At 71.3% G+C, this 20,569-nt stretch carries 17 protein-coding genes; 11 read left to right on the top strand and 6 right to left on the bottom strand.

Annotated features, from left to right (window positions below):
* Positions 1–37: 37 nt before the first annotated feature.
* Positions 38–1,036 carry a TerC family protein gene (locus FF096_RS15180; RefSeq protein ID WP_309223345.1) on the top strand — a complete coding sequence of 333 codons (999 nt, stop codon included), beginning with the start codon at positions 38–40 and terminating at the stop codon, positions 1,034–1,036.
* 326 nt (positions 1,037–1,362) lie between these two features.
* Positions 1,363–2,172 carry a tyrosine-protein phosphatase gene (locus tag FF096_RS15175; protein WP_155218518.1) on the top strand — a complete coding sequence of 270 codons (810 nt, stop codon included), beginning with the start codon at positions 1,363–1,365 and terminating at the stop codon, positions 2,170–2,172.
* On the opposite strand, the gene FF096_RS15170 is transcribed toward FF096_RS15175, so the two are convergent.
* Positions 2,126–3,022, bottom strand: a complete 897-nt coding sequence (locus tag FF096_RS15170) for a serine hydrolase (protein WP_155218516.1) — start codon at positions 3,020–3,022, stop codon at positions 2,126–2,128. The two genes, FF096_RS15175 and FF096_RS15170, sit on opposite strands and share 47 nt — an antisense overlap.
* Positions 3,023–3,028: 6 nt before the next feature.
* On the bottom strand, positions 3,029–4,897 hold the full coding sequence (gene typA, locus FF096_RS15165) for a translational GTPase TypA (protein ID WP_155218514.1): 1,869 nt from the start codon (positions 4,895–4,897) through the stop codon (positions 3,029–3,031).
* A gap of 124 nt (positions 4,898–5,021) precedes the next feature.
* On the opposite strand from typA, the gene FF096_RS15160 reads away from it, so the two are divergent.
* Both FF096_RS15160 and FF096_RS15155 read left to right on the top strand, forming a co-directional pair.
* Positions 5,022–6,374, top strand: a complete 1,353-nt coding sequence (locus tag FF096_RS15160; protein ID WP_309223344.1) for a DedA family protein — start codon at positions 5,022–5,024, stop codon at positions 6,372–6,374.
* Between the two features lie 86 nt (positions 6,375–6,460).
* Positions 6,461–7,363: a lytic transglycosylase domain-containing protein gene (locus FF096_RS15155; protein WP_155218512.1), complete on the top strand. Its 903-nt coding sequence runs from the start codon at positions 6,461–6,463 to the stop codon at positions 7,361–7,363.
* A gap of 132 nt (positions 7,364–7,495) precedes the next feature.
* Here FF096_RS15155 and FF096_RS15150 read toward each other — a convergent pair whose 3' ends face one another.
* Positions 7,496–9,574: an MMPL family transporter gene (locus tag FF096_RS15150; RefSeq protein WP_155218510.1), complete on the bottom strand. Its 2,079-nt coding sequence runs from the start codon at positions 9,572–9,574 to the stop codon at positions 7,496–7,498.
* A gap of 170 nt (positions 9,575–9,744) precedes the next feature.
* Here FF096_RS15150 and FF096_RS15145 point away from each other — a divergent pair, with 170 nt between their 5' ends.
* The 3 genes from FF096_RS15145 (at position 9,745) to FF096_RS15135 (ending at position 13,022) form a co-directional block, all read left to right on the top strand.
* Positions 9,745–10,257, top strand: a complete 513-nt coding sequence (locus FF096_RS15145) for a MarR family winged helix-turn-helix transcriptional regulator (protein WP_155218670.1) — start codon at positions 9,745–9,747, stop codon at positions 10,255–10,257.
* Positions 10,258–10,260: 3 nt separating this feature from the next.
* Positions 10,261–11,964: a CocE/NonD family hydrolase gene (locus FF096_RS15140; RefSeq protein WP_309223343.1), complete on the top strand. Its 1,704-nt coding sequence runs from the start codon at positions 10,261–10,263 to the stop codon at positions 11,962–11,964.
* A 161-nt stretch (positions 11,965–12,125) separates the two neighbouring features.
* Positions 12,126–13,022: a hypothetical protein gene (locus tag FF096_RS15135; RefSeq protein ID WP_155218508.1), complete on the top strand. Its 897-nt coding sequence runs from the start codon at positions 12,126–12,128 to the stop codon at positions 13,020–13,022.
* 70 nt (positions 13,023–13,092) lie between these two features.
* On the opposite strand, the gene FF096_RS15130 is transcribed toward FF096_RS15135, so the two are convergent.
* Positions 13,093–13,296 carry a cold-shock protein gene (locus FF096_RS15130; protein WP_093401468.1) on the bottom strand — a complete coding sequence of 68 codons (204 nt, stop codon included), beginning with the start codon at positions 13,294–13,296 and terminating at the stop codon, positions 13,093–13,095.
* Between the two features lie 236 nt (positions 13,297–13,532).
* On the opposite strand from FF096_RS15130, the gene FF096_RS15125 reads away from it, so the two are divergent.
* Entirely contained in the window at positions 13,533–14,141 is a 609-nt protein-coding gene (locus tag FF096_RS15125) for a DedA family protein (protein ID WP_155218506.1), read from the top strand.
* Positions 14,142–14,175: 34 nt separating this feature from the next.
* Here FF096_RS15125 and FF096_RS15120 read toward each other — a convergent pair whose 3' ends face one another.
* Positions 14,176–14,829, bottom strand: coding sequence for an MBL fold metallo-hydrolase (locus tag FF096_RS15120; RefSeq protein WP_155218504.1), 654 nt, complete (start codon positions 14,827–14,829; stop codon positions 14,176–14,178).
* 5 nt (positions 14,830–14,834) lie between these two features.
* Positions 14,835–15,551, bottom strand: a complete 717-nt coding sequence (locus FF096_RS15115; protein WP_309223342.1) for a maleylpyruvate isomerase family mycothiol-dependent enzyme — start codon at positions 15,549–15,551, stop codon at positions 14,835–14,837.
* Between the two features lie 258 nt (positions 15,552–15,809).
* Here FF096_RS15115 and rsgA point away from each other — a divergent pair, with 258 nt between their 5' ends.
* From rsgA to FF096_RS15100, 3 genes are all read left to right on the top strand, one after another.
* Positions 15,810–16,814: a ribosome small subunit-dependent GTPase A gene (gene rsgA, locus FF096_RS15110; protein ID WP_155218502.1), complete on the top strand. Its 1,005-nt coding sequence runs from the start codon at positions 15,810–15,812 to the stop codon at positions 16,812–16,814.
* Between the two features lie 179 nt (positions 16,815–16,993).
* Positions 16,994–19,936 carry an excinuclease ABC subunit UvrA gene (gene uvrA / locus FF096_RS15105; protein ID WP_309223341.1) on the top strand — a complete coding sequence of 981 codons (2,943 nt, stop codon included), beginning with the start codon at positions 16,994–16,996 and terminating at the stop codon, positions 19,934–19,936.
* 118 nt (positions 19,937–20,054) lie between these two features.
* Positions 20,055–20,534 (top strand): Rieske (2Fe-2S) protein, encoded by a 480-nt coding sequence (locus FF096_RS15100; RefSeq protein WP_155218500.1) that lies wholly within the window; start codon positions 20,055–20,057, stop codon positions 20,532–20,534.
* Positions 20,535–20,569 lie beyond the last annotated feature (35 nt).

Raw genomic sequence — 20,569 nt, 5'->3', positions numbered from 1 at the left:
GTGCCGGTTGCTGGGCGACTGCCGGAGGAATGAGACTGTGAACGTGTCCGGACTGGTGTGGGCGGCGACGCTCGTGGCCCTGACCACGATCCTCGTGGTGGATCTGCTCATCATCGGACGCCGGCCACACGAGCCGAGCGTGCGGGAGTCGAGTCTCTGGGTCGCCTTCTACGTCGGGTTGGCGCTGCTGTTCGGTGGCGGGCTCTGGCTCACCGCCGGGGGCAGCGTGGCGGGGCAGTTCTACACGGGTTGGCTGACCGAGTACAGCCTCTCGGTGGACAACCTCTTCGTCTTCGTGATCATCATGGCCCGGTTCGCCGTACCCCGGGAGTACCAGCAGAAGGTGCTGCTCATCGGCATCGTCCTCGCGCTCGTCATGCGGGGCGCCTTCATCGCCGCGGGTGCCGCGTTGATCTCGCAGTTCAGCTGGGTCTTCTACCTCTTCGGGGCGTTTCTGATCTACACCGCGATCAACCTGGCCCGGCAGGGGGAGTCGGGCGAGGAGGAGTTCACCGAGAACGTCCTGATCCGGTGGAGTCGGCGGGCGCTGCCCATCTCGCGGGGGTACGAGGGTGCGCGGCTGACCTCGCGCGAGAACGGTCGGCGGATGTTCACCCCGATGCTCATCGTGATGATCGCCATCGGTACGACCGACCTGATCTTCGCGCTCGACTCGATTCCGGCCATCTTCGGCATCACCCACGAGCCGTACCTCGTCTTCACCGCCAACGTGTTCGCGTTGATGGGGCTGCGGCAGCTCTACTTCCTGCTCGGCGGGTTGCTCAACCGGCTGATCTACCTGAGCCACGGGCTCGCGGTGGTGCTCGGTTTCATCGGCGTCAAGCTGATCCTGGAGGCGCTGGCGGAGAACAATCTGCCGTTCATCAACGGCGGGGAGCACGTCGGCTGGGCACCGCACATCCCGATCTGGCTGTCCCTGCTGGTCATCCTGGGCACCCTGGCGGTGGCCACGGCGGCGAGCCTGGCCAAGTCCTCACGGGACCGGCGACGTGAGCTGACCGAGTCGCGTCGCTGAGCGCGGGTGAGGCGCGTGCCGCGTCGGGTCGACCGTCACCCGCACCCCGACGTCGGCGGGTGGGCCGGCGCCGGGGCATCCACCGGCTGGACCGCGTCGGGGAACTCGCCAGGGCAGCGGCAGTGACTCGCACCGTCACCTCGGTGCCCTGCGATCGCTTCCCCGGTCGGTCGCACCCCCGTTGTCCGGACCATAGGGAAACCGGGGCCCGCCAGCAATTCATCAGTCTGGATTTTTACGGCGACGGGTGGCGCCGTGGCGTGTTCGGTCGCGGATCGGGCGGTGGACCCGGCGCTGGGCGATCATCGTGTACGTGAGGGGGAGACATGAGTGAGCGAGCGAGCACCTCGCAGTGGACGCTGGTCGGCGCGCCCAACGCGCGGGACCTCGGTGGCCTGATCGGGTTCGAAGGCCGACGGGTACGCCCGGGACGGCTGATCCGGACGCCGGCCCTGGGTCGGCTCACCGACGAGGACCTGCCGGTGCTGGCGAAGCTCGAACCGGCCTGCGTGGTGGACCTGCGCGCCGAGTCCGAGGTGTCGGTGGCGCCGCCGGATCGGTTGACCGGTGAGCCGACGGTGGTGCACCTGCCGGTGCACGACCCGGCGCATCCGGTCTTCACGTACGTCTCGGCCGTGCTGCTCGGCCACGACCTCAGCGAGTACGCCGAACTGGCGCGACAGGGGACCACGGCGGCGATGGAGGACATCTACCGCTGGTTCGTCACCGGTGCCTCGGCCCGGGAGGGTTTCGCGGCGGCGGTCCGGTTGGCGGCCGACGGCGCCAACCTTCCGCTGGTCTACCACTGCTCGGCGGGCAAGGACCGCACCGGTTGGCTGACCGTGGTGCTGTTGCACGCCCTCGGGGTGGACGAGGCCGCGATCCGCGCCGACTACCTGGCCAACAACCCGCTGACGGAGAGCCTGCGCGAGGTGCTCCTCGACGCGATGCGGCGGCGCTATCCGGGGCTCGACGAGGCGGCGGTCCGGCCGGTGCTGGAGGTCCGCCCGGAATACCTCGACGCCGCGTACGCGCAGGTGCGGCAGGCGCACGGGTCGTTCGGGGCGTACCTGCGCGATGGGTTGGGGATCACCGACGAGGCGGTGGCGGCGCTGCGGGCGAACCTGTTGGAGTGAGGATGGTCAGGTCGTGGCGGGCGTGCCAGACCCGGCGGGAGATGTCGGCCACCAACTGGCGGGCGTCGACGTCGTCCCGAGCGTCGGTCCGGTCGTCGGTGGTGCAGACGACGATCAGGTAGGCGTCGGCGTCGTCGGGGTAGACCACCGCGGCTCCGTGTCGGACACCGCGTACCCAGCCGTTCTTGTGGGCGAGTCGGGTGTCGGCGGGCAGCCCCTCGGCGATGTCCTGACGGATCTGCTGGGCGCAGAGCACGTCCAGCATGGCGGCGCAGCCGCCCGGCGAGGCGAGCGGGCCGGGACGGGTGGCGCCGGTGGCGATCGCGTCGAGCAGGGCAGCCAGGTCGGCGGCGGTAACGAGGTTGGTGATCTGGGCCTCGCGGGCGGCGAAGTCCTCGATGCCGCGCCTGGTGACGCTGTGCCGGGCGCCGGCGAGCCGCCAGACCTCGGCGATGGCGGGTCGGCCGACGTGTTCGATGACCAGGTTGGTGGCGAGGTTGCTGGAGCGGACGATCATGCGTTCGGCGAGCCACCGCAGCGGCGCCTGCCCGCCGATCCGGTCCCAGACCTCACCGTCGTTGTCGTACGCCCGGCGGCAGGAGTAGGGCGGCGCGTCCGGTCGGGCGGAGGTGAAGCTGTTGACGACCTCGACCGGGGCGTCCAGGTCGAGGTCTCCGGCCTCGGCGACGCGGTGCAGCGCGGCGAGCACCGCCAGCTTCATGGTGCTCGCCGCGTAGTGGGTGGCCTCGGCGTGCCGGGTCCAGACCGGCGGGGCCCCGAGGGGCCCCGCGTACACCGAGATCATGCCGGGCTCGCGGTCCAGCCACGCGTGGAGGTCGTCCCCGGCCATCGGCGGTCAGCCGGGGTGCTTGCGGCGGGCGGCGGCGCGAGCCCGCTGGGTCTGGTCGAGCACGACCTTGCGGATGCGCACGGCGGCGGGGGTGACCTCGACGCATTCGTCCTCGCGGCAGAACTCCAGGGCCTGCTCCAGGGACAGCTTGCGCGGCGGAATCAGCTTCTCGGTCTCGTCGGCGGTCGACGAGCGCATGTTGGTGAGCTTCTTCTCCTTGGTGATGTTGACGTCCATGTCGTCGGAGCGGGAGTTCTCTCCGACGATCATGCCCTCGTACACCTCGGTGCCCGGTTCGACGAAGAGCTGGCCGCGTTCCTGGAGGTTGGTCATCGCGAAAGCGGTGACGTTGCCGGAGCGGTCGGCGACCAGGGAGCCGTTGTTGCGGGTACGCAGCTCGCCGAACCACGGCTCGTACGACTCGAAGACGTGGTGCAGGATGCCGGTGCCCCGGGTCTCGGTGAGGAACTCGGTCCGGAAGCCGATCAGGCCCCGGGCGGGTACCAGCCACTCCATCCGGATCCACCCGGTGCCGTGGTTGACCAGCTGCTCCATCCGGCCCTTGCGGGTGGCCAGCAGCTGGGTGATCGCGCCGAGGTACTCGTCCGGCGCGTCGATGGTGAGCCGTTCCACCGGCTCGCAGGTCCGCCCGTCGATCTCCCGGGTGACGACCTGGGGCTTGCCGACGGTCAGCTCGAACGACTCGCGGCGCATCTGTTCGACCAGGATGGCCAGCGCCAGTTCGCCCCGGCCCTGCACCTCCCAGGCGTCGGGTCGCTCGGTGGGCAGCACCCGCAGGGACACGTTGCCGATGAGTTCCTTGTCCAGGCGGTCCTTGACCATCCGGGCGGTGACCTTGGCGCCCTTGACCCGGCCGACCAGGGGTGAGGTGTTGGTGCCGATGGTCATGGAGATCGCCGGCTCGTCGACGGTGATCAGCGGCAGCGGGATCGGGTTCTCCGCGTCGGCGAGGGTCTCGCCGATCATGATCTCGGGGATGCCGGCGACCGCGATGATGTCGCCGGGCCCGGCGCTGGTGGCCGGTTTGCGCTCCAGGCCCTCGGTCATCAGCAGCTCGGAGATGCGGACCCGCTGGGTGTTGCCGTCGGTGCGGCACCAGGCCACGGTCTGCCCCTTGGCGATGGTGCCCTGACGCACCCGGCACAGTGCGAGGCGGCCGAGGAACGGGGAGGCGTCGAGGTTGGTGACGTGTGCCTGCAACGGGGCGTTCTCGTCGTACGCGGGCGGCGGGATGGTGTCCAGCAGGGTGCGGAACAGCGGCTCCAGGCTGTGGCTGTCCTGCGGCACCGCCCCGTCGGCCGGTTGGGTGAGGGAGGCGATGCCGTCGCGGGCGCAGGCGTAGACGATCGGGAAGTCGATCTGCGTCTCGTCGGCGTCGAGGTCGAGGAAGAGTTCGTAGGTGTCGTCGACGACCTCTTTGATCCGGGCGTCGGGGCGGTCCACCTTGTTGATCACCAGGATGATCGGCATGCGGGCCTTGAGGGCCTTGCGGAGCACGAACCGGGTCTGCGGCAGTGGCCCTTCGCTCGCGTCGACCAGCAGCACCACCCCGTCGACCATGGTCAGGCCGCGTTCGACCTCACCGCCGAAGTCGGCGTGCCCGGGGGTGTCGATGATGTTGATGGTGACCGGGTCGGAGCCGTCCACCGGCAGGTAGCGCACGCCGGTGTTCTTGGCCAGGATGGTGATGCCCTTCTCCCGTTCGAGGTCCATCGAGTCCATCACCCGCTCGGTCACCTCGCCCCGGGCACCATAGGCGCCGGCCTGCCGCAACATGGCGTCGACCAGGGTGGTCTTGCCGTGGTCGACGTGAGCGATGATGGCGACGTTGCGGAGGTCGGTGCGAAGCTGCATAGGCTCCATCCTCCCGTCCACTCGGTTGCCCCGTGGAATCGGGGTCACCCCGGGTGGTCCCTTACCCGCGGCACGGCGCTGTCACACTGGCAGGGCAGTCCTGCCGAGGTGATCCGGGGGCGTCGTGCACGATCTGCTCAGCTCGATGCAGAGCCTGCCGCCGTGGCTGATCTACGTGATCGCGGCGTCGGTCGTGGCCGCCGAGACCGGGCTGATCATCGGTCTGGTCGCGCCGGGCGAGGCGACCCTGCTGTTGGTGGGCTTCCTCACGTACACCGGCACGTTGCGGCTCGGTCCGGCGTTGCTGGTGATGATCGCTGCTGCCGCGCTGGGGGACGCGCAGGCGTTCCGCGCCGGTCGGCGCTACGGCCCCCGGTTGCGGGCCGGCAGGTGGGGTGCGTGGGTGGGGCCGCAGCGGTGGGCCCGCGCCGACGCGATGCTCGACCGGATGGGTGGGCGGGGTGTGCTGACCGCCCGCTGGGTGGCGTTCGCTCGTACCCTGGTGCCCCGGTTGGCCGGCGCGGCCGGGATGCGGTACCGCCGGTTCGCGCCGTGGAACCTGGTCGGGGTGACCACCTGGGTGGGGGCCTCGGTGCTGGTCGGGCATCTGGCGGGGGAGTCCTACGAGACGGTCTCCCGGCTGCTCGGCCAGGCCACCGGCGCGGTGCTGGTGTTGCTGGCCGCGCTGGTCGCGGTGGTGTTGGCCGGGCGGTGGCTGGGCCGCAACCCCGATCCGGCGCGGGCGCTGCTGACCCGGGCGGCCCGGTTGCCGCCGATGCGGTGGTTGTCGGCCCGCTACGGGCTGCTCTTCTTCCTGTTGAGTCTGCGTCTCGGACCGGCGTGGGCGTTGCTGGCGAACCTGGCGGCCGGGGTGGTGCTGCTGTTCGCGGTGGCGCTGGTGATCGCCTGGACCCTGCGGGCGGTGGTCCGGCACAGCGGATTGGCCCTGGTCGACGGGGTGATCGCGAACTGGTTCGCGGCCCGTCGCACGCCCGACGTGGTGGAGGCGACCCAGGCGGCGGTGTCGGTGCTGCGTGGCTCGTCGCTGATCGTGATGGTGGCGGTGGTGGCGCTGGTGCAGGCCTGGCGGCACCGGCCGTGGCGGGCGGACCTGCTCAGCGTGGTGGGCACGGTCGGTGCGTTCGTGCCGCTGGTGGTGTTGGCGGCGGTGGCGGACCTGGCCGACGGCGGGCGGGTGGTGCTGTTCTCCACCCAGAACGTGGTGGTGACGGCGAGCCTGTGCACGTTGGCGTGGCTGTTGTCCCGGGGTGCCCGCTGGCCGGTGGCGGTGGCCGCGTGGACTGTGGCGACGGCGGGCGTGGTCACCATCGGTGGGGCCAGGCTGTATCTGGGGCTGAGCACGGCCAGTGGCACCGTGGGCGCGGTGCTGCTCGGTGCCGCCTGGACGGCGGTGTTCATGGTCGCCTGGGCGACCCGGGACCGCGCGGTGGCCGGTGGGGGATCCGCAGCCCGGTAGCGGCCGGTGGCGCGGTCGCGGGGCCACAAGCGACGGCGGGTGACTGTTAGTGTGCGGCGGGGTTGGTCAGGCTGGAGGGAGTCGACATGGGTCGCCGCGTCACACGGTGGGGTGTCGCGGTGGTCGCCGCGACGCTGCTGCTGACCGGTGGTGGATGTGCCACGGTGGACACTCCTGCGGAGGTGCCGGCCCCGGTCGCCCTGCCGGAGCAGGTGTCGGGCGAGTCGACCGAACCCGATGGGGCGGTGCCGGAGGAGGCGTCGCCGACGCCGTCGGCGGTGGAGGCGATGGGGGCCGCGCCGAAGCCCTCCGCCAGTGCCAGCCGTTCGCCGTCGCCGTCGCCGACGACACGGAGCCCGAAGCCCAAACGGGCCAAGGCCACCGCTCCCCGGGCGGTGCCGAAGCCGCCGACGGAGACGAAGGTCCCGCCCGCCCCGCCGAAGCCGGCGCCCACCGGTTGCGAGCCCAGCTACGAGGGCGATCAGGCCAGCCGTGCCCAGGCGAAGGCGGCGCTGACCGAGGCGGCCGGGCGGACGTACTGGCCGACGTCGGCACCGGACATCCGCATCCCGTCGGATCTGATCATGGCGACGGCGTGGCAGGAGAGCGGTTGGCAGTCCAACATCGTGGCCTGCGACGGTGGCATCGGCCTGATGCAGGTGATGCCGGACACCGCGACCTGGATGAACCAGCGCTTCGGGCAGAGCTACGACGTGCGGGACTACCGGGACAACGCCTACCTCGGCGGGACGTACCTGGCCTGGTTGACGAAGTACATCGGCGACATGTACTTCGACGCCGACTATCGGCTCGACGCCGACCTGTGCACCTCCGAGCTGAACTCGTGCCTGTTGAACGCGGTCATCGCCGCGTACAACTACGGCCACGGCGCCGTGGCCAGGGAGGGACAGCCGTTGACCGTCCCGAACCCGAGCTACGTGCGCAACGTCCGCGCGTTGATGACAGAGTGCGTCTGCCTGGGGTTTTAGGGCCTGTGCCGATCTCCGCCTTGCCGGCCGCCGGCTGGCTCCGCCTCGGCTCGACCGAGGACTTTGACACAGGCCCTGGCTGAAACCCGACGACCCCCGGCCCGCGCGGGCCGGGGGTCGTCGAACGCTGCGCTAGTCGGCGGTGACCCGGGCGGGCCACCAGAAGCGTTCGCCGAGCAGGAACGCCAGGGCGGGAACGACGACCGTGCGGACCAGCAGGGTGTCCAGCAGCACGCCGATGCAGACGATGATCCCGATCTGGGTGAGGGTGATCAGCGGCAGTACGCCGAGGACGGCGAAGACGGCGGCCAGCAGGATGCCGGCACTGGTGATGACGCCGCCGGTGACCCGTAGGGCGGAGAGCATGCCCTGGCGGGTGCTGGCGGTGCGGGCGTCCTCCCTGGCCCGGGTGACCAGGAAGATGTTGTAGTCCACGCCGAGCGCCACCAGGAACACGAAGGCGAGCAGCGGGACGGTGGTGTCCAGTGCGGGGAAGTCCAGCACGTAGTCGAAGAGCAGCCAGGCGGCGCCGAGGCTGGCGAAGTACGACGCGACCACGGTGACCACCAGCAGCACCGGGGCGAGCAGGCCGCGCAGCAGCAGGACCAGGACCGCGCCGACCAGCAGCAGGATCAGCGGCAGGATGAGGCGTAGGTCCTTGGCGTCGGCCGCCGCGGCGTCGTACGTGCCGGCGGTGGGGCCGCCGACGACGGCGCCGGTCGGGGCCTCGCCGCCTGCCGGGGCCGGTGGCGCGGAGTCGGGTACGGCCGCGACCGCGTCCCGTAGGGCCTCCAACGTCCGACCGGACGCGGTGGTGCCGGGCTCGGCGTCGAACACGACATCGACCTGCGCGACGGTGGGACCGGCGGGGCCGGGGCGGGCGGAGGCGACCCCGGGCACCTCGGTGGCGGCGGCGGTGACCGCTTCCACGGCGTCGGGTCGGGTCATCACCGCGACCGGTTGGGTGGTGCCGGCGGGGAAGGCGCGGGCGAGGGTCTCGGCCCCGGCGACTGCCTCCGGCTGTACCCGGAACTGCTCGCTCTCCGACAGCCCGGTCCGCAGGCCGAGGCCGCCCAGGGCGAGCGCGACCAGCAGCAGGGTGGCCAGGGCCGCGACCGGCACCGGGCGGCGGATCACGGCGGAGCCGAGCCGTCCCCAGATCCGGCCTTCCCGGCCCTTGCTGCCGACGTGCGGTACGAACGGCCAGAACAGGCCGCGTCCGAGCAGCACCAGCGCGGCGGGTAGGACGAGCAGTGCCGAGGCCATCGCGAGGAGGATGCCGATGGCGCAGGCCACGGCGAGAGCCCGGTTGAGTTCCCGCTCGCTGAGCAGCAGGGTGAGCACGCCGAGCATGACGGTGGTGCCGCTGGCGAGGATCGGTTCGGCGGTGCGGCGCAGCGCGGCGCGCATGGCGGCGAACCGGTCCTCCTCGCGGCGCAGTTCCTCCCGGTAACGGGCGATCAGCAGCAGGGCGTAGTTGGTGGCGGCGCCGAAGACGAGGACGCTGGCGATGCCGCTGACGGCACCACCGGCGTAGTAGATGCCGACGGCGGGGATGACCGCTTCGAGGGCCCGTAGGGCGACCTGTTCGGTGGTGGCCACGACGGCCAGGGGCACCATCCACAGCAGCGGGCTGCGGTAGGTCACGAGCAGCAGCAGTGCGACGACCGCGGCGGTGAAGGCGAGCAGGGTGACGTCAGCGCCCTCGAAGACCTTGGTGAGGTCGGCGGTGAAGGCCGGCGCGCCGGTCACCTCGACGGTCAACTCCGCCGGTAGGGCGGTCAGCGCCTCGCGTACGTCGGTGATGGTGGTGGTGACCGCCTCCTGGCCGCCCTTGGTGTCCAGCGGCACGACGACCAGGGCCACGGTGCCGTCGGGGGACAGCTGCGGTGGCGCGACCTGACCGCCGACGGCGTAGTCGGTGAGGCTCTGGGTGCCGGTGGTGATGGCGGTGCGGTCGCCGTCGGTCAGTGGCGCGCCGTCGTCGCGGGTGACCACCACGATGGCCGGCTGGACGTCGCTGGCTGGCAGTTCGTCCTGGAGCAGCTCGACCTGGGTCGACTGCCAGCGGTCGGACAGACCGGTGGCGGAGACGGGGTCCGGGTTGTCGGGAACGGGTAGCCAGAACACGACCGCGCTCACGGCGATCGCCGCGAGTATGGTGAGCCAGGCGTTCAGGCGACCGCCCGCCACGCGGGTGAACACGGACATCAAGACCCCCAGGCGAAATCATCTAGACAGTCAAGATTCTTACCCATCAAGTGATATGCTGCAACAGCTCGACTGTCGAGAATATTGTCTGTCGAGACAAGGGTCTCATTCGGGTTATGCTGCGAACCCGGGACCTCGGGAGGAAGCGACGGGACGTGGCAGCTCACGGGATGTACCGTCGGCGCGACACGCGCCGGGAAGTGTTGATCGCCGAGATCATGGCCGAGCTGCGGCGGTACGGCGTGGACGCCCAGCACGTCGGGCACGCCTTCGCCAGCCGGCACGGCCTCAACGCCACCGACCTGCAGGCGTTGATAGCTGTGATGGACGCCGAGTTGCTGGGCGACCCGATCACGCCGGGCCGGCTCGGCGAGCACCTCGGTCTCTCCTCCGGCTCGGTCACCGCCCTGATCGACCGGCTCGAACGCGCCGGGCACCTGCGCCGGGACCGGGACACCACAGACCGGCGCAAGGTGCTGCTGCACTACGCCCAGCAGGGCGCTGAGCTGGCCATAAGCTTCTTCCGGCCGCTGGGTGAGCGGACCGACCGGGTGATGGCCGACTTCCGCGACGACGAGCTGGAGGTGGTCTACCGGTTCATCACGGCGATGGGCGCCTCGATGCGGGAGCACCGGGACGAGGTTCGGGCCACCCGCGAGCCGCACCGACGGCGGGCGGAGTGAACGGTGCTTGATCGCCTGGTGGCCGCGGCGGCCGCCGCCGCGCTGCGCCTGCCCCCGCCCCGGACCCGACGGGTCACCGTCAACCGGGAGATCGCGCTGCGGGTACGCGACGGGGTGATCCTGCGCACCGACCACTACGCGCCCGACCTGCCCGCCGCGCCGACCGTGCTGATCCGCACCCCGTACGGCCGGTCCGGGCCGATGCGGCTGCTCGGCCGGGTCGCCGCCGAGCAGGGCTTTCACATGGTCATCCAGTCCTGCCGGGGCACCGGCGGCTCGGCCGGCCGGTTCGAGCCGTTCGTGCACGAACGCGACGACGGGCTGGACACGCTCGACTGGCTGCGTCGGCAGCCGTGGTGGACCGGTGTGTTCGGCATGTTCGGCGCCAGCTACCAGGGATTCGTGCAGTGGGCGCTCGCGGCGGACGCGGGCCCGCAGCTGCGGGCGATGGTCGCGGTCGCCACCGCCTCGACCACCCGTGACTCCACGTACGCGGGGGAGTCGTTCGCCCTGGACACGGTGCTGACCTGGGCCGAGCTGTTGCAGGCGCAGACCGTGCCGTGGCTGGCCCGCCAGTGGGAACTCAAGCGCGGCCAGCCGAGGCTCACCGCCGCCCTGTCCCACCTTCCGCTGGTCGAGGCCGACCGGGTCGCCACCGGGGTCACCGTGCCGTTCTTCCAGGAGTGGCTGCGGCACCACACCCCGCAGGCCGACTACTGGCGCAGTCGGGTCTTCGACGACCGGCTGCACCTGGTGCAGGCCCCGGTGGCGATGGTCAGTGGTTGGCACGACATCTTCCTGCCCGCCCAACTGCGCGACTACCAGGCGCTGCGGGCCACCGGGGCGCGTCCGCGCCTGGTGATCGGGCCGTGGACGCACGGCAGTCCCGGGCTGTTCGTGGCCGCGCTGCGCGAGGGCCTGAGCTGGCTCGGCACGCATCTCCGGGACGACCCGGCGGACGCCGAGCGGGTGGCGGCTGCCCCGGAGGCGTCCGGCGCGCAGGGCGAGGCCCCCGTGCGGGTGCACGTCGGTGGGGCCGGTGGCGGATGGCGTGACCTGCCGGACTGGCCGCCACCCGCCGACGCCGTCCGGTGGTACCTGCATCCGGGGGCCACCCTGAGCACCTCGGAGCCGGTGCCGTCGCCGCCGGACGGATTCTGGTACGACCCGGCCGACCCGACGCCCTCACTCGGCGGTCCACTGCTGGTGGCCCAGCGGGCCGGACCGTTCGACAACCGCCCGGTCGAGGCCCGGCCGGACGTGTTGACCTGGACCAGCGAGCCGTTGACCGACGCCGTCGAGGCGGTCGGGCCGGTGCGCGCCGAGGTCCACCTGCGCAGTGAGCTGACGTACCTGGACGTCTTCGTGCGACTGTGCGACGTGGACGAGCGGGGCCGATCGTGGAACGTCTGCGACGGGCTGGTCCGGATCGACCCGCAGCGGTTCCCCGCCGACCGTGCCGGCACCGTCGCGGTGCCGGTCGAGATGTGGCCCACCGCCCACCGGTTCGCCCCCGGCCACCGCCTGCGGTTGCAGATCTCCGGCGGCGCTCACCCGCGCTACGCACGCAACCCCGGCACCGGCGAACCACTCGGCGAGGCCATCACGCTCCGTGGTGGATTTCGGGAGATCATGCACGACCCTGATCATCCGTCCGCAGTGGTCCTGCCGATCGTCCACTCTGCCTCTCAGCCTTCTCCAAGCTGATTCAAAGCGCCCCTGAGCTGGGCATTTGCCGGTCGCTCAGGCTATCGTGGTGATACGCCCGGCGCCGTGCACCCAATGGCCGGGCCTGCCGGTGAACCCCTCCACCGCGTACGCGGTGTCACTGTCGTGCCCGGTCCCCAACGAGAAGTGAAGGGGGATCCATGACGCGGGCACCGGCAAATCTTCTCGCCGTCCGTAGTTTGCTGCTGGAACATCTCAACCGTGATCCGAAGCGCAGCCGCGACGAGGACCTCGAACCCAACGAGGTCGGCATCGTCGGCGACGCCAACCACCGAGGGGGCTACCACTGTGGTTCGGATCGGGTCGTCGCCAACGACTACTCGGTGGTCGAGTCGTCCCGCGACCGCAACGGACTGACCCTCGACGCCGCCGCGCTGGACGTGGGGATGTTCCGGCTCAGCTCCGGCGGCCGTACCCACGACCTGTCCAGCTTCTCGACCTGGTGCGTGGCGCAGTGCGTCGCCAACACCCAGGACACCCGCGACATTCGCGAGATCATCTATTCCCCGGACGGCAAGGTGGTCCGGCGGTGGGACCGGCTCGGCCGACGTACCACCGGCGACCGATCCCACCTGTGGCACACCCATTTCAGCTTCTTCCGAGACTCGATCAAGGCGAACCGGGACCAGCGGCCCCTGTTCCGTCGCTACCTGACCACCATCGGACTGCTCAACTCCGACGAGGGAGACAACGACATGACACCCGAGGAGCACAACTGGCTCAAGACCGTCCACCGCAACCTCACCGTCCTGGACGGCCGCAACCCGGTCGGGCAGACCTACACCCGGATGGCCATGGGTGAGGACCACAAGGACCCGAACTTCAAGGTCTCGCACCCGACGCTGCGCAGCATCGGGGCCCAGCTCACCGCGCTGCAGGGTGCGGTGGAGTCGCTGATGAACCGGGACTTCACCGACGAGCAGGCGATCGTCACCGGCGTACTGGCCGGGCTCAGCCCGGCCGAGATCGCCGCAGCGATCCCGCCGACCGTGGCCGAGCAGGTCGTGGACGAACTGAGCCGGCGGCTGGCGGCCTGAGACTACGGGTGGCGGCCGATACCGGCCGCCACCCGTCGCCGTGTGGTCATCCCCGCAGGACCGGTACGGGTCAGAGCGGACGGACGTTGTCCGCCTGCGGCCCCTTCTGCCCCTGGGTCACGTCGAACTCGACCTTCTGGCCCTCGGTCAACTCGCGGTAACCGCCGGACTGGATGGCCGAGTAGTGGACGAAGACGTCAGGCCCTCCGCCGTCCTGCTCGATGAAGCCGAAGCCCTTTTCGGAGTTGAACCACTTCACGGTGCCGGTTGCCATGCTTACTCTCTCCCTGTTCCATGCGGGCGGCCCCGGCTTGCGCGCCGGTGATCGCCCAATATCTTCCCGACAGTAACCGGTGAATAGTGGATTTGCCGGGCGAAGCGCCCCAGGTGATGCGGTGGATGACGCCCGAGGCGATGATCGGGATCAGGGATCACCCGCAGGGACCACACCGGGAGAATGGGGAGGAAACCCGGTGTCCACCGTGGCGGGCAGGTCCTAGCGTACGAGCCATGGCGGACCAGTTGGCTCAGGTCGGGGAGCTTCCCGTGGTCGTGTTGATGGCGGTGCTCGGGGTGGTCATGCTCTTCGACGCGGTACCGCTGTTCGGGGTGCTCGTGCCCGGCGACGTGGCGGTGCTCGCCGCCGTGGCGGTCGGCACCCCCACCACCGGGCTCGCGACCTTCGTCGCCGTCGTCACCGGCTGCCTCACCGGTTGGTCGTTGAGCTTCATGGTCGGCCGGCGCTGGGGTGACCAGCTGCGGCACAGCCGCTTCGGCAGGTGGGTCGGCGAGGCGCGGTGGATCACGGCGGAGACCATCCTGCGCCGCGACGGCGGTCGCCTGGTGCTGATCGCTCCGTTCCTGCCGGTGTTCAACGCGCTGCTGCCGCTGGCCGCCGGTGGACTGCACATGTCGTACCGGCGGTTTCTCCGGTTCGCGGCGCTCGGTGCGGCCGGATGGACCGGCCTCTACCTGGCGGTGGGCACCGCGTCGCGGACGCTGGCCGGGTTGCTTCCCGCCGGGGCGAGCCCGCTGCTGGTGACCATGGTCGGCGGACTGCTGCTGGCGGCCCTGGTGCTGCTGGGCACCCGGCGGCGACTGCGCGCGGTCACCCGCTGACCCGCAGCGCCTTCCCCGCCGGGTGACCCGGCCGTCACCAGCCGCGGGCCCGCCACTCGGGCAGCTGCGGGCGCTCCGCGCCGAGGGTCGAGTCCCGACCGTGCCCGGGGTAGAACCAGGTGTCGTCGGGCAGCCGGTCGAACAGCTTGTGCTCGACATCGTCGATGAGCGCGGCGAACCGCTGCGGATCCCGGTCGGTGTTGCCCACGCCACCCGGGAAGAGACTGTCGCCGGTGAAAAGGTGCGCGACACCGGCCGGATCGCGGTAGAGCAGCGCCACCGAGCCCGGCGTGTGGCCGCGCAGGTGGATGACCTCCAGGGCGCAGTCACCGACCGGCACGACATCGCCGTCGGTGAGGGTCTCCGCCTCGATCGGCAGCCCGTCGGCGTCGTCGGCGTGCACCAGCGCGCGGGCGCCGGTCTTGGCCACCACCTCTTCCAGACCGACCCAGTGGTCCATGTGCTGGTGGGTGGTCACCACCGCGGCGAGCCCCGCGTCGCCGATCAGCTCCAGCAGGCGGGGTGCCTCGTTCGCGGCGTCGATCAACACCTGCTCGCCGGTGTTGACACACCGCAGCAGGTACGCGTTGTTGTCCATCGGACCGACCGACACCTTGGTGATGGTCAGCCGGTCGAGTTCGCGTACCGCGGGCGGGCCGCCGGGGGTGACTTCTCCGCTGTAGGTCATGGCTCCTAGATCCATTCGGGCGGTCGGGGCAGCTGGCCGTCGGGGGTGACGGTCAGCGTGGTACCGGGGGCGCGGCCGGTCAGCCACGCGGCGAGTTCGGCCGCGGAACCGGCGACGACCGGAGCCTGGGCCCGGTCGCCGAGCACCAGTTCGTGGCCGCTGCCGTCGAAGCGCAGCACCATCGCCGGCGCGTCGTCGCGGTCGGCGAAGGCGGCGGTCACCTCGTGCAGCAGCCGGTGGGCGAAGTCCGGTGACCAGTCGGCGGGCCGGTAGTCGGCCGCCAGGTCGACGTGGTGGACCTCCAGCTCCCGCAGCCGACCCCAGACCAGCAGTGCGGCCGGCCACGCGCCGGTTCGGGTCTGCACGGTGGCGCCCCACGCCGGCACCGGCATGGCGGCGACGGCCTCGGCGAACCGGTCCGCGCTGCGGCGCAGGTCGGCCAACTGCTCCTCGGGGGTACGCGCCGCGCCGGCCTCGATGTCGGTGGTCCGGGCCTCGGCGCTGGCGTACATCGGGATCTGCTCGCCGGTCCGCGCGGCGGTGAGCAGGTTGACGAAGCCGTCGGCGTTGCGGCAGACGTGGGCGAGCACGTGGCCCCGGCTCCACCCCGGCAGCAGGGACGGTGCCGCGAGGTCGGCGGCGTCGAAGCTGGCCGCCGTTCGCAGCAGGCGAGCCGTGGCGTCGTCCACGTCGCCGGTCAGCAGCAGCGGATCCATGGTCACCCTGCTGACCCTAGCGGCCGGTGACCACCCCGTCGCCGGGGAATTCACTTCCGGCGCGGCGCGGTCCGCCCTACCGTCTGTGCCAGCGACTTCCTCGGCCCGGATCGCGCGGCGCGGACGACCCGTCCCTGTGCCTCGCAGCCCGGCGGGCAATGGGGGAGATCGACGAGGTTCGTGCGCGCGCCGGAGCGGAGGAGGTGGTGGTCATGCCGGTCACCGCACCCGTGTATCACCCGCACCGACACTGAACGAGGAGCCATGACCATCTCGTTGACCGCCCTGGGTTGGGACACCGACCGGGCGGCCCAGCTGGAACGTATCCGTACCAATCATCAACCCGGCCGGGTGGCCCGCGTCGACCGGGGCGTCTGCACCGTACTCACCGAGGACGGGCCGGTGCGCGCCTCGACCGGCGGCGCCGTGCTGGCCGCCGCCGTCGGCGACGCCACCCGGCTGCCCTGCGTCGGTGACTGGGTGCTCTGGTGCGCCTGGCCCGACGGGCGGGCGACGGTGGAGGCCGTGCTGCCCCGGCGTACCGCGCTGATCCGGCGTACCGCCGGCAAGGACGCCAGCGGCCAACTGCTGGCCGCCAACCTGGACGTGGCGGCGGTGGTGGAGGCGGTGCACCCGGAGCCGGACGCGGCCCGCATCGAGCGGTTGCTCTCGCTGGTCCACGAGTCGGGGGCCCGGCCGCTGGTGGTGCTGACCAAGACCGACCTGGCGGCCGATCCGGCGGCGGTGGCGCGGCACCTGGCGGCCCTCGCGCCCGGTGTGCCGGTGCTGCCGGTCAGCGCCGAACGCGGTACCGGCCTGGAGCCGCTGCGCGCCGAGGTCGACCCCGGTCGCACCCTCGGGCTGCTCGGGCCCTCCGGCGCGGGCAAGTCGAGCCTGGTCAACGCGCTCGCCTCGGCGGTGGTGATGCCGACCCAGGCGATCCGTCGGGTCGACGGCAAGGGACGGCACACCACCACCTGGCGGGCGCTGGTGCCGCTGCCCGGCGGGGGTGCCGTGGTGGACACGCCCGGCGTGCGGGCCGTCGGCCTGCTCGACGGGGCGACCGGGCTCGACCGTGCCTTCGCCGACATCGCCGAGCTGGCCGACGACTGCCGGTACGCCGACTGCGGACACGAGGCCGAACCGGGTTGCGCGGTGCGGGTGGCGTTGGACTCCGGTGCGTTGACCGCCCGGCGCTGGGAGAGCTGGCGTCGGCTGCGACGGGAGATCGCCCACGAGACCCGCCGCCGCGCCAACCGCCGCCGCTGACCGTCGAACCCGCCCCTCCGCACCCGCCGTGGGGAGGGGCGGGCGGGTGCGGGTGGGGAAAGTTGTCGGAGGGCGGGTCTACAGTTGCCGGGGCGCATTCTTCGCGCCGGCACAACCGCTGATTTCACTCAGAAGCGGACAGATCTTCCTCTTCGTTCTCATCCGGGAGTACACGGACCGTGGCCGACCGTCTGATCATCCGTGGCGCACGCGAGCACAACCTGCGTGACGTCAGCCTCGACCTGCCCCGGGACGCCCTGATCGTGTTCACCGGGTTGTCCGGGTCGGGCAAGTCGAGCCTGGCCTTCGACACGATCTTCGCCGAGGGGCAGCGCCGGTACGTCGAGTCGCTGTCGTCGTACGCCCGGCAGTTCCTCGGCCAGATGGACAAGCCCGACGTCGACTTCATCGAGGGCCTGAGCCCTGCGGTGTCCATCGACCAGAAGTCCACCTCGCGTAACCCCCGCTCCACCGTCGGCACCATCACCGAGGTCTACGACTACCTGCGGTTGCTGTTCGCCCGGGTCGGCGAGCCGCACTGCCCGGTCTGCGGCGAGCGGATCTCCCGGCAGAGCCCGCAGCAGATCGTCGACCGGGTCCTGGCCATGGCGGAGGGGACGCGCTTCATGGTGCTCGCACCGGTCGTCCGGGGGCGCAAGGGCGAGTACGTCGACCTCTTCGCCGAGCTACAGGCCAAGGGGTACGCCCGAGCCCGCGTCGACGGGGTGGTGCACCAGCTCACCGACCCGCCGAAGCTGAAGAAGCAGGAGAAGCACACCATCGAGGTGGTGATCGACCGGCTCAGCGTCAAGCCCAGCGCCAAGCAGCGGCTGACCGACTCGGTCGAGGCCGCCCTGGGTCTCTCCGGCGGGCTGGTCCTGCTCGACTTCGTCGACCTCGACGAGGACGACCCCGACCGGGAGCGCCGGTACTCCGAGCACCTGGCCTGCCCCAACGACCACCCGCTCGCGATCGAGGACCTGGAACCCCGGGTCTTCTCCTTCAACGCGCCCTACGGCGCCTGCCCGGAGTGCACCGGCCTCGGCACCAAGAAGGAGGTCGACCCCGAGCTGGTCGTCCCGGATCCGGAGCGTTCGCTGCGGGAGGGGGCGATCCAGCCCTGGGGCAACGGGCACAACCTGGAGTACTTCCTCCGCCTGCTGGAGGCGCTCGGCGAGGCGGAACACTTCGATCTCGACACGCCCTGGCGGGCGTTGCCGTCGCGGGCGCAGAAGACGATCCTGCACGGCTCCGACGACCAGGTGCACGTGCGTTACCGCAACAAGTACGGCCGCGAGCGTTCGTACTACACCGGCTTCGAGGGTGTGGTGCAGTGGATCGAGCGTCGGCACTCCGACACCGAGTCGGAGTGGTCGCGGGAGAAGTACGAGGGCTACATGCGCGACGTGCCCTGCGCGGCCTGCGGAGGTGCCCGACTCAAGCCCGAGGTCCTCGCGGTCACCCTGGCGGGGCGCAGCATCGCCGAGGTCTGCAACCTGTCGGTCGGCGAGTGCGCCGACCTGCTGGCCGGAATCGAGTTGACCGACCGGCAGAAGCTGATCGCCGAGCGGGTGCTCAAGGAGATCAACGCCCGGCTGCGCTTCCTGCTCGACGTCGGGTTGGACTACCTCTCCCTGGACCGCCCGGCCGGCACCCTCTCCGGCGGTGAGGCGCAGCGGATCCGGCTCGCCACCCAGATCGGCTCCGGCCTGGTCGGGGTGCTCTACGTGCTGGACGAACCGTCGATCGGGTTGCACCAGCGGGACAACCACCGGCTGATCGAGACGCTGGTGCGGCTGCGGGGGCTCGGGAACACGCTGATCGTGGTCGAGCACGACGAGGACACCATCCGCACCGCCGACTGGATCGTCGACATCGGTCCCGGGGCCGGGGAGCACGGCGGCCGGATCGTGCACAGCGGTTCGGTGCCCGCGCTGCTGGAGAATCCGGAGTCGTTGACCGGGGCGTACCTGTCCGGTCGGCGGGAGATCCCGACGCCCAGGGGACGCCGACCGCAGACTCCCGGGCGGGAGCTGGTGGTGCACGGGGCCCGCGAGCACAACCTGCGCAACCTGACCGTGAGCTTCCCGCTCGGCCAGCTGATCGCGGTCACCGGGGTCAGCGGCTCGGGCAAGTCGACCCTGGTCAACGACATCCTCTACGCCGTGCTGGCCAACCAGATCAACGGTGCCCGACTGGTGCCGGGCCGACACACCCGGGTCTCCGGCCTGGAGCACGTCGACAAGGTCGTCGGTGTCGACCAGTCACCGATCGGCCGGACTCCGCGTTCCAACCCGGCCACCTACACCGGGGTCTGGGACCACGTGCGCAAGCTGTTCGCCGAGACCACCGAGGCCAAGGTCCGGGGGTACGGCCCGGGGCGGTTCTCCTTCAACGTCAAGGGCGGTCGCTGCGAGGCGTGCTCCGGCGACGGCACGATCAAGATCGAGATGAACTTCCTGCCCGACGTGTACGTCCCCTGCGAGGTCTGCAAGGGTGCCCGGTACAACCGGGAGACCCTGGAGGTGCACTACAAGGGCAAGACCGTCTCCGACGTGCTGGAGATGCCGATCGAGGAGGCGGCCGAGTTCTTCTCCGCCATCCCGGCCATCCACCGGCACCTCAAGACGCTTGTCGACGTGGGCCTGGGCTACGTACGGCTGGGGCAGCCCGCGCCGACCCTCTCCGGCGGCGAGGCACAGCGGGTCAAGCTCGCCTCGGAGTTGCAGAAGCGCTCCACCGGGCGGACGGTCTACGTGCTCGACGAACCCACCACCGGCCTGCACTTCGAGGACATCCGCAAGCTGCTGCTGGTGTTGGAGGGCCTGGTCGACAAGGGCAACACGGTGATCACGATCGAGCACAACCTCGACGTGATCAAGAGCGCGGACTGGCTGATCGACATGGGGCCCGAGGGCGGCCACCGGGGCGGCACCGTGCTCGCCACCGGCACCCCGGAGGAGGTCGCCGAGGTCGCCGAGAGTCACACCGGGCAGTTCCTGCGGGGCGTGCTCAAGCTCGACGGCGCGGCGAAGGGTGCCGTGGCGGCCACCGCGCGGGCGGCGAAGGCCAACGGCACCCGGGCCCGAGGTGGCCGGAAGGCCACCGCCGCCGCACGTTGACCGCCGTGGCGGGGCGGCGCGCTCGGGTGGTCGATCGGGTGAACCGCCGGGCAGAGTGGCGCGTGTAGGGGAGAGTGGCCACAGATCACGCACCGGGTGACCGACGGAGGGGCGAGACATGAGTGACGAGCAGGTGCCGGTGGTCGGGCCTGGGGTGCGTACCCGCCGGGCCGTGCTCACGGGTGCGGGTGCGGTCGGTGCGGCGATGGCGTTGACCGCCTGCGGTGGTGGGGACGACGACGGGGCGGCGCCGAGCCCGGGACCGCAGGTCACCGACACCGGTGACGCCGGTGGCGGGGACCGTTCGGGTGCCCAGTCACTGGCCCGGACGACCGACATCCCGGTCGGTGGCGGCGCGGTCTTCGCCGCCCAGGGTGTGGTGATCACCCAGCCGACCGCCGGCGAGTTCAAGGGTTTCGACCCGGTCTGCACCCATCAGGGTTGCCCGGTGTCGAACGTCGACGGCGGCACCATCAACTGCACCTGCCACGGCAGCAGGTTCTCCATCGAGGACGGCTCGGTCAAGGCCGGTCCGGCCACCACGCCGCTGCCGGCGAAGGACATCAGAGTCGACGGCGACCAGATCGCGCTGGCCTGAGCGTGGTCGAGCGGGCCATGGTCCCCTCGACCACG

This window comes from Micromonospora sp. CP22 (assembly GCF_009712475.1).
In the GTDB taxonomy this organism is placed as follows: Bacteria; Actinomycetota; Actinomycetes; order Mycobacteriales; family Micromonosporaceae; genus Micromonospora.
This window is presented reverse-complemented; position numbering and strand designations above follow the sequence as displayed.